Annotated in this window: 10 protein-coding genes; all 10 read right to left on the bottom strand. The window is 62.2% G+C overall.

Going from position 1 to position 15235, the window contains the following annotated elements; all coding sequences use genetic code 11:
- Positions 1–5: 5 nt before the first annotated feature.
- Positions 6–2762 (bottom strand): malto-oligosyltrehalose synthase, encoded by a 2757-nt coding sequence (locus tag BLV67_RS27580; protein WP_069787364.1) that lies wholly within the window; start codon positions 2760–2762, stop codon positions 6–8.
- The gene (gene malQ, locus BLV67_RS27575; RefSeq protein WP_069787365.1) at positions 2759–4843 is read right to left on the bottom strand and encodes a 4-alpha-glucanotransferase; all 2085 of its coding nucleotides are present in this window, start codon (positions 4841–4843) and stop codon (positions 2759–2761) included. Before malQ ends, BLV67_RS27580 begins: the two co-directional genes overlap by 4 nt.
- Entirely contained in the window at positions 4840–6585 is a 1746-nt protein-coding gene (gene treZ, locus BLV67_RS27570; protein ID WP_069787366.1) for a malto-oligosyltrehalose trehalohydrolase, read from the bottom strand. The genes malQ and treZ overlap by 4 nt, the downstream gene beginning before the upstream one ends.
- Positions 6586–6624: 39 nt before the next feature.
- The gene (gene glgA / locus BLV67_RS27565; RefSeq protein WP_074854557.1) at positions 6625–8181 is read right to left on the bottom strand and encodes a glycogen synthase GlgA; all 1557 of its coding nucleotides are present in this window, start codon (positions 8179–8181) and stop codon (positions 6625–6627) included.
- A 584-nt stretch (positions 8182–8765) separates the two neighbouring features.
- Positions 8766–9716 carry a D-2-hydroxyacid dehydrogenase family protein gene (locus tag BLV67_RS27560; protein WP_069787368.1) on the bottom strand — a complete coding sequence of 317 codons (951 nt, stop codon included), beginning with the start codon at positions 9714–9716 and terminating at the stop codon, positions 8766–8768.
- Positions 9717–9742: 26 nt separating this feature from the next.
- A complete protein-coding gene (locus BLV67_RS27555; RefSeq protein WP_065931569.1) occupies positions 9743–10759 on the bottom strand; it encodes an alpha/beta fold hydrolase in 1017 nt (338 codons plus the stop codon).
- Between the two features lie 43 nt (positions 10760–10802).
- Positions 10803–11246, bottom strand: coding sequence for a YqaA family protein (locus BLV67_RS27550; protein ID WP_065931568.1), 444 nt, complete (start codon positions 11244–11246; stop codon positions 10803–10805).
- A 173-nt stretch (positions 11247–11419) separates the two neighbouring features.
- Entirely contained in the window at positions 11420–11878 is a 459-nt protein-coding gene (locus tag BLV67_RS27545; RefSeq protein ID WP_069787369.1) for an SRPBCC family protein, read from the bottom strand.
- Positions 11879–11968: 90 nt separating this feature from the next.
- Positions 11969–13963 carry a methyl-accepting chemotaxis protein gene (locus BLV67_RS27540; protein WP_069787370.1) on the bottom strand — a complete coding sequence of 665 codons (1995 nt, stop codon included), beginning with the start codon at positions 13961–13963 and terminating at the stop codon, positions 11969–11971.
- Between the two features lie 263 nt (positions 13964–14226).
- Positions 14227–15138, bottom strand: coding sequence for an AraC family transcriptional regulator (locus BLV67_RS27535; RefSeq protein ID WP_069787371.1), 912 nt, complete (start codon positions 15136–15138; stop codon positions 14227–14229).
- Positions 15139–15235 lie beyond the last annotated feature (97 nt).

Here is a 15235-nt window from a genome sequence, read left to right as displayed (position 1 = left end):
AATTTTCAGCTTTCTTGATCATCGGAATTGATAAAGACATTGACCGGGAAATCCCCCAGGGCAGCGCTGATCAACAGCTCCTTGTTTGGTGTGACTGCGCCTGTATGAAAAAGTCCCTTCCAGTTTTGTGTTGTGGTGGCGAACGGTAATTTCACCCGCGTATCGCCCCAAACCTGCGCATTGATATGGGGCTGTTCACCGTTTTCCAGCAAGCGATGGGGCCAGCGTGGCACCACCACCAGCAGGTGTTTGCCCTGATACGCGCGGCAAAATGCGACGACGTGATCGGCGTGTTTGCCCAGCACTTCCAGCGGGGTATAGCTGCCGCGTCGGAAGAGTTCGGCATTGGCCTTGCGCACGGCCAGCACCTGGGCAATCAGCGCCTGTTTGATACGCCCGTCGCGCCAGTGGGACAACAGCTCGCCGATGTTCGGTGGGGTATCCAGCGCGCGTTGCCGTGCGTTGAAATCCACCGGGCGGCGGTTGTCCGGGTCCACCAGGCTGAAGTCCCAGAACTCATCGCCCTGGTACAGGTCCGGTACACCCGGCACGGTGATACGAAGCAAGGATTGCGCCAGCCCGTTGAGTGCACCCGCCGTGGCGATGGCCTGGGCGGCGCTGGCGATGGCGTTGCGTAGCGTGGCGCCGGCATCGCTGAGCAGCAGGCGTGACAGGAAGGCTTCGACCGCCTGTTCATAGGCGTCGTTGGGCGCGCTCCAACTGCTTTGCAACTTGGCTTCGCGCAGGGCTTTTTGCTGCCATTGCCACAGGCGTTGCTGGTAAGACTGCAGGTCCGGGTGGGTATCCAGCGGCCAACTGCCGAGCAGCACCTGGTAAAGGATCAGCTCATCGCCCGCCGACGGGCTGTGTGCATCATCGCGCAACGGTGCGGCGAGGCGCCGCCACTGCTCGACCTGTTCGACATACCACGGCGCACATTCACTCAGTACCGCCAGGCGTGCCCGCGTGTCTTCGCCGCGCTTGTGGTCGTGGGTGGCAGTGGCCAGCAGGTTGTCGGGGAAGGTCTGCAGGCGCTGTTGATTGGCCGCATGAAAGTCCGCCAGCGGTGCGCTGAACTGTTCGGTGCTGAAGCCCACATCGTTACGCGACAGCAGCACTGCCGAGCGATAGAACGCGGTGTCTTCCACCGCTTTGGCGGCCGCCGGCGACGTGAGCTGCTGGAAGCGCACGCAGGCATGCTTGAGCATCTTGCGCTCACGGCCCACCGGGCGATTGCGCCACGGCTGGCCGCCCAGCCATTTTTCCAGGTGGTCGAGCACTGGCCAGTCGCCTTCGCTCAAGGTACTGCGGGCACCGGCCAAGGCTTGCAGGAAAAACACATCATCGTGCGCACTGCGCCCACGGGCGCTGATGTAGGTGCGGTACACCGGAAAGTGCACGATCAGCGCCTGCAAGGCACGGCGGATCGCGCCCAGGGTCAGGTCGCGGGTCATGACGTCATCGCGGGCCACTTGCAGCAGCGCCTGGGCCACGCTCTCGAAGTCACCGGCCAGCGAGCCGTTAAGGATCTGCTGGCGCGCCAGCCAGGCCTCTTCGATAAAGGCAGCAGGCCGTTCGCTGTGGCGCGTCCACAGCTCAGCCAACGGCCCGAAGCCTGCCGGGTCGTGTTGCAACAGCGACAGCTGGTTCATGAATTCATAGCCGGTGGTGCCGTCTACCTGCCAATCTTCGCGCAGGGTTTCGCCTTCACCGAGGATTTTTTCCACGAAGATCGGCAAATGCCGGTTGGGCGAAAGGGCGTCCACGCGCCGACGCAACTTGCGGCAATACCCGCGTGGGTCGGCCAACCCGTCAATATGGTCGATGCGCAGGCCGTCCACCAGACCTTGGCTGATCAGCTCGAAAATCTTGCCGTGGGTGGCTTCGAACACGGCGCTGCGTTCTACGCGCAGGCCGCCCAGTTCGTTGACGTCGAAGAAGCGCCGCCAGTTGATATCGTCCGCTGCGGTGCGCCAGCTGGCCAGCCGATACACCTGTTGTTCCAGCAAGGCGTGCAAGTGATTGAAGCCGTCCGGCTGGCGCCCATCAAATTCGGCCAGCCGGTGCTTGATAGCGTGCAGCACTGAGGCTTCGGTGGCCCGTTCGGCCAGCACGTGTTTGAGCCAGCCGGCTTCGGTGTAAGCGTCATCCTGGCAGGCAAGGGCGCTGAAACGCTCGGCCAGGGGCTTTAACGGCTCATCGCTGCCCAGGATCATGGCGTAGTCACGCGGGCAAATCGGGAAGCGGTGCTCGTAATGCTCGACGTAAAACCCGCCTTGTTCGGCATCGAACTGGAGCGCCAGGTTGCCGCTTTGCAGCGCTTCACCGTAGTCGCTGCCCAGAAACGGCATCAGCAACTGGCCCTTGAGCAGCGGGTCCGGCGAGTGCCACTGGATATCGAAAAACTCACTGTAGGGGCTCAGGCGGCCCCATTCCAACAGGTCCAGCCACCACGGGTTGTCCGCGCCGCCGACGGCCATATGGTTGGAGACGATATCGAGGATCAGCCCCATCCCGTGCGCACGCAGCGCCGCAACCAGCCTGTGCAAGGCCGGCTCGCCGCCAAGCTCGGGGTTGACGCGGGTCGGGTCAACCACGTCGTAGCCGTGCATGGAGCCGGCGCGGGCGGCGAGCAGCGGCGAGGCGTACAGGTGGCTGATGCCGAGCTGGGCAAAGTAGGGCACCAGCGGCACGGCATCATCCAGGGTAAAGCCTTTATGAAATTGCAGGCGCTGGGTCGCGCGCAAGGTTAACGCATTCATCGGTCACGCTCATGGGCTTGGTTGCGCGCCACGGCCAGCAACTCCAGACGACGGGCGGCGCCGTTGTTGTCGAGCAGGCTGGCGGCCTCACCCGGCAGGCGGCGGCGCCAATTGGGGTGGGTGTCGGTGGTGCCGGGCAGGTTGGCTTGTTCCTCGATGCCCAGCGCGTCTTCCAGCGGTAACAGCACCAACGGCGCGCGGGTATGGCCCAGGTAGCGCACGCTGGCGTCGATCATATGGTCGGTGTCGTTGCGGATTTCATCGACGAAGTTCTGCGGGTCCTGGCTCAAGGCCTGGCGCAGCGCCTGGCGCTCGCGCAGGCGGTGTTCGCTCCACTGCTCCACGGTGGGCGCATCGATCAGGCCCAGCTGGATATTCCATTCGATATCGCGGCTGTGCCACCAGCCGTTGAGGGTCGGCAGGTCGTGGGTGCTGGTGGTGGCCAGGGCGTTGTCCGGCCAGTCGAGGATCGGCGTGAAGTGGCCCTCGTGGTTTTGTTCAAACAGCAACACGCGCATGCCCAGGATCGAGCGGCCGCTGAGTTTTTCACGCAGGCCATCGGGCACGGTGCCGAGGTCTTCACCGAGCACGATGGCCTGGTGGCGGTGGGATTCCAGCGCCAGCAGGCGCAGCAGGTCATCCACCGGGTAATACAGGTAGGCGCCGTCGCGCGGCGTAGCGTCCATGGGGATGACCCACAGGCGTTGCAGGCCCATCACATGGTCGATGCGCAGGCCGCCGGCGTGGGCGAAGTTGGCCCGCAGCATTTCGATAAAGGCGCGAAAACCGTTGCGCTTGAGGCCTTCGGGGGAAAACGCCGAAATGCCCCAACCTTGGCCCGCGCGGTTGAGAATGTCGGGCGGCGCGCCGACGGTAAGGTTGGCCAGCAACTCGTCCTGCCGGCTCCAGGCCTGGCTGCCGCCGCCGTCGGCGCCCACGGCCAGGTCTGCGATCAGGCCGATGCCCATGCCACTGCCACGCGCGGCTTGTTGCGCGCGCTCCAGGCAGCGGGCGATCAGCCATTGGCAAAAGGCGAAATAACCGATTTCTTGCGCATGCTCGGCGGCAAATTGCGCCAGCGCCGGGCTCTGTGGCGAGCGCCAGGCTTCGGGCCAGTGGCGCCAGTCGAGGTCTTCACCGGCGGCGGCGCGCAGGGCTTGCACGGCTTCGAAGCGACAGTGGTTTTCCAGGGCTTCGCCGCCGGCCTGGCGAAAGCTCAGGAAGTCGGCGTGTTGCGGATGCTGGCCGTGGCGGAAGTCTTCATACAAGGCGCGCAACAGGCGCTGCTTGGCGCGGGCGGCGGTGGGCCAGTCGATCAGGCTGAGCTGCTCCAGTTCGTGCAGCTCATCGGTGAGGTCCAGTGCTTCGATGGCGTTGCGCACTTCGCGCTCGCCAAGGATGCAGGCGGGCGAGGCATACAGGCTGTTGAGGAACAAACGGCTGGAGGGTGAATAGGGGCTGTAGCGCTCGGTGTCGGCGCTGAACATGGCGTGCATCGGGCTGATGGCCAAGGCATCGGCACCGCGCTCGGCGGCGCTGCGGGCCAGGTGCTCCAACGCCAACGTGTCACCGAAGCCGCCGTCACCCAGGCGGCGCAGTGCATACAGCTGCGCACTCAGGCCCCAGGCGCGGGCCGATTGGCTGTCGACCGCTTCACCGACGCTGTAGCAATGGGTCGGGGCCACGGCCAGGGTGAAAGTCTGGTCGTCGATATGCACCTGGTGATAACCCAGTGCGATCACGCCGGGCAATTCGGCATTGCCATCCAGGCGCAATTCGAGGGTTTCGCCCTGTTCCAGGCTGACGCGGCAGAGTGTGTCCGGGGCGAAGTAACGCGCGAGGTCCAGACCTACGCCGGTATCCACAGTCATCAGTGGCGGCAGGTGCTTGTCTTGTTGCACCCGTTCCATTTCGAGCAGGCTGGCATCGATCTCGGCGTCGGTATCGGCCGGGTGGCCCAGGCCTTTGAGGACGGCACGCAAGGCGGCGGGTTTGACATGTTGCGGGCGGCCGTTTGCGTCGATCCAATCGACGGCCAGGCCCGCGCGGCTGGCGAGTATTTCCAGGTTCGCTTCGCTCAAAGGTGATCTCCAACAGGGGATAAGGCGACGCGTGCACTCAAGGGCGCCAGTTGCGCGCCTCCATGGGCAGACGTCTCGAATAGCAGGTGTGGCGGCGCCGGGTGATCCAGCGGCGTGGCGCCCAGGTTCAGGTCGATCTGCAACACGCTGCCGTTGCCCAGGCGCCAGCGCGCGGTGACGGCGCCGTCGGCCAGTACCTGCGCGCCCAGGGCCACGCTGCCCGGCAAGTGCGGCACGATATGCCGATGGCGCAGGCTCAGCAGCTGGCGGTATAGCTGCGCGTGTTCGTTCTCGGTGAAGCGGGGCGCCGACTGTAGAAAGGTCGGCAGCGCGTTGGGGTCGGGAATATGTTCGCGCCGCTCAGGGTCCTTGAACGCTGCGAAGTCGGCGAATTCGTTACGCCGACCCTCACGCACAGCTTCGGCCAGTTCACCGTGGTGATCGGTGAAAAACAGGAACGGCTGCTCGGCGTTGACTTCATCGCCCATGAACATCAGCGGAATCATCGGCGACATCAGCAGTAAGGTGGTGGCTGCTTTCAGCGCCTGGGGCGAGCACAGTTGGTGCAGGCGCTCGCCCAAGGCACGGTTGCCGACCTGGTCGTGGTTCTGCAAAAACGCCACGAAGGCGCTGGGTGGCAGGTCGCCGCTGGGCTCGCCGCGTGTGTGGCCGTGGCGGGTGGTATGGCCTTGGTAGACAAAACCTTCGCCCAGGCAGCGCGCAAGTTTCTCGGTGGGGCCTTGCGCGAAGTCACTGTAATACGCATCCGTTTCGCCCGTGAGCAGCACGTGCAGGACGTTGTGGAAGTCGTCGTTCCACTGCGCATCAAAGTCGTGCGTGAGCAGGCTGGCCTGGTTGAGTTCGTTTTCCAGTACCAGCCACACGTGCCGGCCGGTGTCCACCTGCTGGCGTACCCGATGCGCGAGTTCTTTTAGAAAACCGGGGTTGTCGATGGCGTGCACCGCGTCCAGGCGCAGGCCGTCGAAGCGGTACTCGAGCAACCACATCAGCGCGTTGTCGAGGAAAAAGTCGCGCACCTCGCGGCGATCGAAATCAATCCCGGCGCCCCAGGGCGTGTGCACGTCTTCTTCAAAGAAGCCTTGGGCGTACTGGCCCAGGTAATTGCCGTCGGGGCCGAAGTGGTTGTAGACCACATCCAGGATCACCGCCAAACCGTGTTCGTGGGCACTGTCGATCAGGGCCTTGAGTTGTTCGGGGGAGCCATAGGAGGCTTGCGGGGCGTAGGGCAGTACGCCGTCGTAGCCCCAATTGCGCTCGCCGGGAAATTGCGCCAGCGGCATCAGTTCAATGGCGGTCACCCCAAGCTCGGCCAGGCGGGGTAGCTGTTTTTCAACGGCTGCATAACCGCCCATTGCGCCGACATGCAGCTCGTAGATAACGGCCTCGTGCCAAGGGCGACCTTGCCACTGGCTGTGTCGCCATTGATAGGCGAGGGGATCGACGACCACGCTCCAGCCGTGTACGTCAGTCGCCTGGGCCCGGGATGCCGGGTCCGGCACGTCCTGTTCGCCGTCGATGTTGTAGCGGTAACAAGTGCCCGCCGGGCACTTGGTTTCTACCTCGAACCAGCCATCTGCCTGGGGCAGCATGGCGATGGACTTGCCGTCTTGCAATTCAACGCTGACATAAAATGCGTCTGGCGCCCACAAGGCAAAACGCGTGTGTTGCGCGTCCAGCATGATTGCGCCGTGGGGCCAGGTTTCCAGAGTCCGTGACGGCATCTATGAAGACCTCCCTTTTTTTAAAACAACAACTAAAAATTACTTCGTGGGTTTCCCCAGGGCATTGGCCACCAGCTGTTCATACAGTTCAGCGTAGGGTTCCACCGCCTGGCTCCAGTTGAACGGCTGGGTCATGGCGCGGCTGCGCATGGCGTTAAGCAGGCCTTTATTGGCAAATACCCTGAACGCGCGGCTCAGCGCTTCTTCATAGCTCTCGACGGTGGACTCATTGAACAGAAAGCCGGTGACGCCATTTTCGATGGTGTCCGCCAAGCCGCCAGTATTGCGCGCCACCGGCAGTGAGCCGAAACGCTGGGCGTACATCTGGCTCAGACCACACGGCTCGTAGCGCGACGGCATCAGCAGGAAATCGCTGCCGGCGAACATGCGCCGTGCATCGGTTTCATTGAAGCCGATGCGCACACCCACCTGGCCCGGAAAGCGCAGGGCCAGTTCGCGCATGGCGTGTTCTTCTTCCGGCTCGCCGCGGCCGATAATCGCGATCTGGCCGCCGTTTTCAACGATGTAACGACTGACCGCTTCGGTCAGGTCCAGGCCTTTCTGGTACACCAGCCGCGAGACCACCGCGAACAGCGGGCCGGTGGAATCGTGCAGGCCAAACAGTTCACGTACATGGGCGGCGTTGACCGCCTTGCCTTCCCAATCGCCGATATTGAAGTTATGGGTCAGGTGCGTGTCGGTGGAGGTTTCCCAGCTTTCATCGATGCCGTTGGGGATCCCACTGAGCAGGCCTTGCTGGGTCTTGCTGGCGAGGAAGCCATCGAGGCCACAGCCGAATTCCGGCGTAGTGATTTCCTGGGCGTAGGTCGCACTCACGGTGGTGATATGGCTGGAATACGCCATGCCCGCCTTAAGGAACGACATCTTGCCGTAGAACTCCATGCCTTCCTGTTGCAGGGCGTGGGGTGGAATGCCCAACTCAGGGGTCGAGGCCAGGCTGACCACACCCTGGTAGGCGAGGTTATGAATGGTGAACAGCGTGGGGGTGCGCGACCCACGCCAGTGCATATAAGCCGGCGCCAGGCCTGCGGGCCAGTCGTGGGCGTGCACCAGGTCCGGGCACCAGTGGATTTGTGCGAGGTTGGCGGCCATGTCGGCGGCGGCCAGGCCCAGGCGGGCGAAGCGAATATGGTTGTCCGGCCAGTCGCGGCCGTTGTTGGCGCCGTACGGCGTGCCTTCACGCTCGTAGAGCTCGGGGCAGATCAGCACATAGATGACCAGGCCATCCTTGAGGTCCATGCGCCCGATCTTGCACGGCGGCAGCGCCGCGTGGCCGCCCAGTTCGCCGATGATATGGATCGGGTTGTCGCTTTCCATCACCTGCGGGTAGCCGGGGATCAGCACGCGCACATCATGCAGGTGCGCCATGGCACGGGGCAGGGCGGCGGAGACGTCGCCCAGGCCGCCGGTTTTCACCAGGTCGGCGAATTCGGACGTCACAAACAGGACTTTCTTTCGATTAGGGTTCTGACTCACGATCGGCCGCACAGTGTTGGGCAGGTCGGCCAACGAAGTCGGTCCCCCTGCCGGCTGACTAAAACGCTCTCCCTGAGTATCGACTGCAGCACTGATCATCGTTCTCTCCTACATATTGGGTCGGCTGATGGCCCGCTGCCATCGGCTCCGATTGGCCACATCCTGCGGCCAGGCGCACAAGCACAGTACAAACTGGCAAGGCGTATGCCAGTTGCACTCATTGCGAAAAAAGAGTGGATGGACGGGCATTCGGCTGAATCGCCTGCGCTCGCCTCCCTTAAAAACTTGACCTGCGGCAGAGTTGTAAAGTTTCGATTTTTTGCGGGGTTTTTGTTTTGGAACGGACCCATCGGTCATGAGTCTAGGACAGATCCCAGAGCCCGTATGGTTTATAGGCGTTTTTTGTAGGACAAAAAACTTGTAACCATATGCACAGTTCGCAATTGCTGTGATTTTGCGAGAACCGCTGAGGAATGGTGGCGAATTGCCTAGATGTTGTGAGCAGGCTTGTTGTGGCGAGCAGGCTTGCCCTGCGTTGGAGCGCGCAGCGCTCCCAAATGGCCCACTCGGTGCGTCAGATAGATGGGGTGTGTTCATTATGGGGCTGCTGCGCAACCCAACGCAGGGCAAGCCTGCTCGCCACAATGGCCTGCTTGCCACAACAGGCCTGCATGCCATACCGCTTACAGGCTGCGAATCGGCGTCCCGCTGGCCCAGGCTTGGATGTCTTCGATCATCTGCTGATAGAACTGCCGATAATTCTGTTCACTCACATACCCGACATGGGGCGTGGCCAACACGTTCGGCAGACGCCGGAAGGGATGATCAACCGGTAGTGGCTCTTCGCTATACACGTCCAGCGCGGCCCCCGCCAGTCGCCTAGCTGTTAACGCCTCGATCAGCGCCTGTTCATCCACAATCGGCCCACGTGATGTATTGACCAAACGCGCACTGGCCTTCATCCAGCTCAGCGCCTGGGCATCTACCAGGCCGCGACTGCGCTCGCTGAGCACCAGGTGCACGCTCAGAATATCCGCCTGTTCAAACAACTCACGCTTGCTGACCCAGCTCACACCCGCCTCGGCGGCGCGCTCCGGCGTGAGGTTCTCGCTCCAGGCAATCACGCGCATGCCGAATGCCTGGCCAAACTGCGCGACTTTCTGGCCGATGCTGCCCAGCCCGAGAACCCCCAGGGTTTTGCCATACAGGTCGCCGCCCAGCCCGATCTGCCAACCGCCGGCGCGCAGTGAGTTGGCTTCGGCCAGCAGGTTGCGGGTCGAGGCCATGATCAGCGCCCAGGTCAATTCCGGCGCCGCCTGCTTGTAGCTGTCGGTGCCGCACACCTGGATGCCCAGGGCTTTAGCGGCGGCAATGTCGATGGCCGCGTTGCGCATGCCGCCGGTCACCAGCAGTTTCAGCTTGGGCAGGCCTTGCAACAGAGCCTGATCGAAGGTCGAGCGCTCGCGCATCAGGCAAATCACGTCGAACCCCTGCAAACGTTCAACCATCGTGGCGGTATCGGCGGGGTAATCGTGCAGAAAGTGCACCTGGCCCACCGCCGCCAGTGCCGACCAATCCACCACACCACTGGCTACATTTTGCCAATCATCAATGACTGCGATCTGTACCGACATTCACGAGTGCCTCGAAAAAGGTTGGATTAAAGGGCGTTCAACCCCTGCAACAGTGCCTGATGAAACTGCGCCGGTTCTTCCATCTGCGGTGCATGGCCCAGGCCCGGGAATTCCACCAGGGTCGCATGGGGGATCAGCTTGGCCGCCTGTTTGCCCAGCACGTCGTAGTGACCGAGCCTGGCCTTGACCGCCGGCGGCGCGATATCGCTGCCGATGGCGGTGGTGTCGGCAGTGCCGATCAGCAGCAGCGTGGGCATCTGCAAGTCCTTGAACTCGTAGTACACCGGCTGCGTGAAGATCATGTCGTAAATCAGCGCCGAGTTCCATGCGACCTGGGTGTGGCCGGGGCCTTTATTCAGGCCGGCAAGCATGTCGACCCAACGCTCGTATTCCGGCTTCCAGCGCCCGACGTAGTAAGTGTTGAGTTCATACTGGCGAATGCCGTCGGCGCTGAGTTTCAGCTCGCGCTCATACCATTGGTCGACGCTGCGATAGGGCACGCCCAAGGCTTTCCAGTCTTCCAGGCCGATGGGATTGACCAGCGCCAACTGCTCGGTTTGTTGCGGATACAGCAGTGCATAACGGGTGGCAAGCATGCCGCCGGTGGAATGGCCGATGAGGGTGGCCTTTTGAATGCCGAGTTTTTCCAGCAGTTGATGGGTGTTGATCGCCAGCTGCTGGAAGCTGTACTGGTAGTGGTCGGGTTTGCTGGAGGTGCAAAACCCGATCTGGTCCGGCGCGATCACGCGGTAACCCGCTGCGCTCAAGGCCTTGATCGAATCTTCCCAGGTCGCGCCGCAGAAGTTCTTGCCGTGCATCAACACCACGCTGCGGCCATTGGCACGGCCCTTGGCGGGCACGTCCATATAGCCCATTTGCAGGGTTTTGCCTTGGGACTGGAAACTGAAATGTTCGACCGGGTAAGGGTATTGAAAGCCTTGCAGCTCGGGGCCATAGGCAGTGGCGAGGGCCGTAGCGGCGAGGGCGGGAGTGGCGCTTGCCGTCAGCAGGCCGGCGATGCAGAAGGCGCGAATTAGCGACATGGAAGGGCTCCGATGGGAATGCCCGGATGCTGTTGCGAGGGGATTAAGTGGGGATTAACACCCACTGCAAGGTCAGCGCCGCCAGTACGCCATAGCGCAGGCTCTTGGCCAGGGTGACCAGCAGCAAAAACCGCCACAGCGGTTCGCGCATCACACCAGCGACCAAGGTCAAGGGGTCACCAATGATCGGCACCCAACTGAGCAACAATGTCCAGTATCCCCAGCGCTGATAATTGCGACGGACTTTTTCCAGATGCTTGGGACCGACCGGAAACCAGCGCCGTCCCTTGAAGCGTTCAATCGAAAACCCCAGCCACCAATTAACCACCGACCCCAGCACATTGCCCAAGGTCGCAATACCCAGCAGCAGCCACAGGCTGTAGTGCCCGCTGAACAGCAAGCCTACCAGCACGGCTTCCGATTGCAGCGGTAGCAGGGTGGCTGCGCCGAAGGCGGCGAAAAACAGCCCCAGGTAACCGGCGAACATTAATCAGTGGGCCAGGGTGGTGGTGAACAGGGCGCAGAGTAAGGCCAGTGGCAAGGGGATTTTCATGCGGGTCTCGTGGGCAAGAGGACGGCGTCGGAATTTTGCGGCGATCATGACGACGTCATCCCAGGCAAGCCAGCTCCCGCAGGGTGATAGGGCGTCAGTAATGTATCTTATACGAAGGCCGCGTTTTCAAGGCGGTGTTTGAGCTGATCCAGGGCAATGGCCGACAGCTCGACCATGCGCGCGTGCAAGGTGGCCAGTTGCAACTCGGTCTCGTAGGTGAGCACCCGTTTGAACAGCGTGCCGCCACGATGGGGTTGCAGGAAGTAGTGAATCGAACCGTCTACCGCCAGGGAGGTGAACACGGTTTTGAATTCACCGGGGCAGCGGGCGATCTGCACGCGATAGCTCAAGGGAACGCGCACGCCCAGCAGGTCGATGATTTCGGTAAAGCGCGTGCCGGCCGGCAGTGAGCCGGTGGTGCCGGTGTCGGCACTCAGGGAGGTGGGGTGCCACTCGTGCCAGCGATCCGGCTGGGTCACGTAGTCGTAGATGACCTCGATAGGTGCCTGGATGAAGCGCTCCTGACTGATCCGCTCCAAGCGGACCGAATGCTCAGTTGCATGCATGACACACCTCCTGTGTGGCGAGAGTTTGTCCTGAGAACTGTCAGAATAGCCCCACTCCCGCGCATTGCACGGGAGTGTCTCAGTCTTTTATCAGCGCACCTTGAAGCGGCCCATCAACGCAATGACCCGGCCATTGGCATCCAACAGGCTCTGGGTGTTGGTTTGCGTGGCGTGGCCACTTTCTACCAACTCATCGACCATTTGTCGGATCTGCACCATGCTGCGGTTGATCTCCTCGGTCACCGCGCTTTGCTGCTCGGCCGCCGTGGCGATCTGGGTGCTGAGGTTATTGATATGGCTGACGGAGCCGGCCATCTCGTCCAGCCCGGTGTTCACCCGTGCCGTGGCGTCGGCCGCCGATTGGCAACTGGCCTGGGTGTTTTCCATGGCTGCCACCGACGAACTCACGCCGGTGGTCAGGCGCGCGAGCATCTCGTTGATCTGCGAGGTGCTGGCCTGGGTGCGTGCCGCCAGCGCCCGCACTTCATCGGCCACCACCGCAAAACCACGGCCTTGCTCGCCGGCCCGCGCCGCTTCAATTGCCGCGTTGAGGGCCAGCAGGTTGGTCTGGCCGGCAATCGCGCCGATCACCCCGAGGGTCTCGGTGATGCGTGCAGCGTCCTGGCGCATGGCCTCCACGGTGTGGGTGGCGCTGGCGACTTCGCCGATCAATGCGCTGACACTGGTGGACGCTTCGCCCACCACCACGCGCGAGCGGTCGGCATGTTCGTTGGCGCGTTGGGTGAACGAGGCGGTTTCCGCCGCGTTTTGCGCCACGGTGTCGGCAGTCGAGCTCATTTGCGTGATGGCGGTGACGGTCTGGTCGGTCTCCGAGGCGTGGCGCACCAGGATCTGGTTGGTGTGGGCCGATGTCTGCTGCAGTTGCGCCAGGCTCGACGACATGGCGCCCGTAGCCTGGGTCACTTCACCAATCATGTTCTGCAAGTAGACGATAAAATGGTTGACCGAATGGCCGATGGCGCCCAGTTCGTCTTCGGCGCGAATGGTGATGCGCCGCGTCAGGTCGGCATCGCCGGCGGACAAGGCATCGATATTGGTCTTCAACGACTTCATGCGCTGCACCAGTTGGCGGATCGCATAAGCGGCCAGCAGCACCAGCAGCAACACCATGGGGATTTGTATCAGGGCCAGGCTGCCGAGTACGTCATCACGCTGGGCGGTGATCAACGAGGTGGGCAGGGCGGTGGCGAGGAACCACGGCGTGCCCTCGATCGGGCGCAGGTAGAAGGTGCTGGCCACGCCCTGGTTGTCGAACTCGGCGCGTACAAGCCCTTGGTCGCGGTGGGCCAGGGCTTTACTCACCTGGGCGGCAAACGCCGAGGTGCCGGCCAGTTCGCTGATATTCTTCAACACCACCGGGCCGCTGAAGCGCGAGCTGTTGCTGATGATCTTGCCGTCGCCTTCGACGATCAGCATCTGGCCGCCGATGTCTTTTTCCTTGCTGGCCACCAGCTCATTGAAGAACCCCAGGGTTACGTCAATGGTGGCCACGCCATACGCCGCGCCGTCACGCTGAATGGCCATGGCACAGTTGGTGCGTGGCTCCTGGCTGGCGTCGTCCTTGTAGGCGGCGGCCCAGGCGCACTGGCCGCGCGGCGAGGCGAGGCCGCCTTTGTACCAGCTCTGGTCATAGTAGTTGGGCGCAGCGTCGCTGTTCCAGAACGTGTTGACCGCCAATTTGCCCGACGCATCGCGGTGCCAGAAGGTGCTGAACTTGTTGCGCCCTGGGGCGCGCTGGTTGGGCAGTGGCCAGATACCGCCGCCGAACACCTTCAGCTCGCCATATTGATCCACCAGGCCGGGCAGCACTTTGTCGATGGCATCGCTGTCGAGCAGGGGAATGGTTTGGGTGATGCTGCGTTGCTGGGCTTGAACCTTGTTCAGTTCGCCCTGAATGCGCTCAGCCACTTCGGCGACGCGGTTGAGCACCACCTGTTCTTCGGTATGGCGCAGCGTGGGGGCCACCAACTGGCCGATCCCGACGACGGTCAACACCAATATCAGCAGGACGAACAGCACCAGAAACAGGGTGTAGCGGGTTTGGATGGAGCGCAGTGGAGGCATGGGGGTCGTCCTTACGAAGCGTTATTATCGACGCGGCTTTGTTAGAGCTTCGTAGGGCTATCGGCTAGGTGCGCTGGAGCTTTAGGTACGATGGTGCAAAGTGGCCAGGTAATTGACGGCGGCCTTGCGGGTGCTTGAGTTGAACAGGAGGGCGTCCATACGATTGAGCGAAGTAGACACCTGACAAGATGCCAGGACTGCTCTGACGTGGCGCTTCCGGATAAAGGGGGTCCCAGCAATGGCGCCGCTCAGTGGCTTCAGCGTCACCTCTGCAATTGCCCTTTGCGATAAGCCCCAGGCTGCTGGCCGGTGGTTTTGTGGAACGCTCGGGTAAACGCCGCCACCGACTGATAACCCACGGCCAGCGACACATCGGCCACGGTCATGTTTTCCTTGAACAGACGGCACGCATGGCGCATGCGCATCATCAACAGCACATGCCCCGGCGATTGCCCGCACAATTCGCTGAAGCGTTTGAAGAACGCCGAGCGCGACAAGCCGGTGCAGGCGGCCATGCTTTCCAGGGTCCATGGGTCTGCCGGGCGGGCGATCAATTGCTCCAACAGTTCGGAGAACGCCGGTTGCCGGCCCAGCGCTGCCAAACCGCCCAGTTCGGGGTTATCGATGACCTGCTGACGCAACACATAAAGAAACAACAAATGGCACAGACGTTCGAGCAGTGCCGAGGAGGGCGCCGGGACGCGCTCGCACTCTTGCAGGATCAATTCGAAGAGGTTGCGCGCAGCGGTCAGCGATGGGTCGCCGGCGCGCAGGATGATCCAGGCGGGCAAGCCGTCGACGATCATTGCCGACAAACCGGAATGGAAGTGAAAAAAACCGCAGACCAGGCCGACGCCATCGTCGGCGTTGCTGTCCAGTGCCAGCATCGGTCGGCGCGGGCATTGCTGCGCGGCAGCGGCCGTCGCCTCGCCGGACAACCGATACTCGAGGTCACGCAGCAGAAACACCGCATCACCATTATTCAGGTGTTGGGGAAGGGGTTCGCCGTCAATATGCAACCAGCATTGGCCCTGCACAATCAGATGGAAACTCGCGCTGGCCAGGCCATGGGTGCTGGCATGCCACGCGCCGCAATAGCGGCCGACATGGAACAGGCTGGTGTTGAGTTCGAGGCTGTCTAATAACCAATCAACGAGTGCACTGGACGAATTCATCTAACGGAAAGACTCTAGAGCAAGTAATCGCTACTTTAGCCTATTGAGGCGTTTTTTTATAACCAACAGACTTAGGTGAAGACCCCATCAGGAGACC

Origin of the sequence: Pseudomonas salomonii (assembly GCF_900107155.1) — a bacterium.
Taxonomy (GTDB): domain Bacteria; phylum Pseudomonadota; class Gammaproteobacteria; order Pseudomonadales; family Pseudomonadaceae; genus Aquipseudomonas; species Aquipseudomonas salomonii.
The sequence above is the reverse complement of the archived record's forward strand: the minus strand, read 5'-3'. Positions and strand labels throughout refer to the sequence as shown.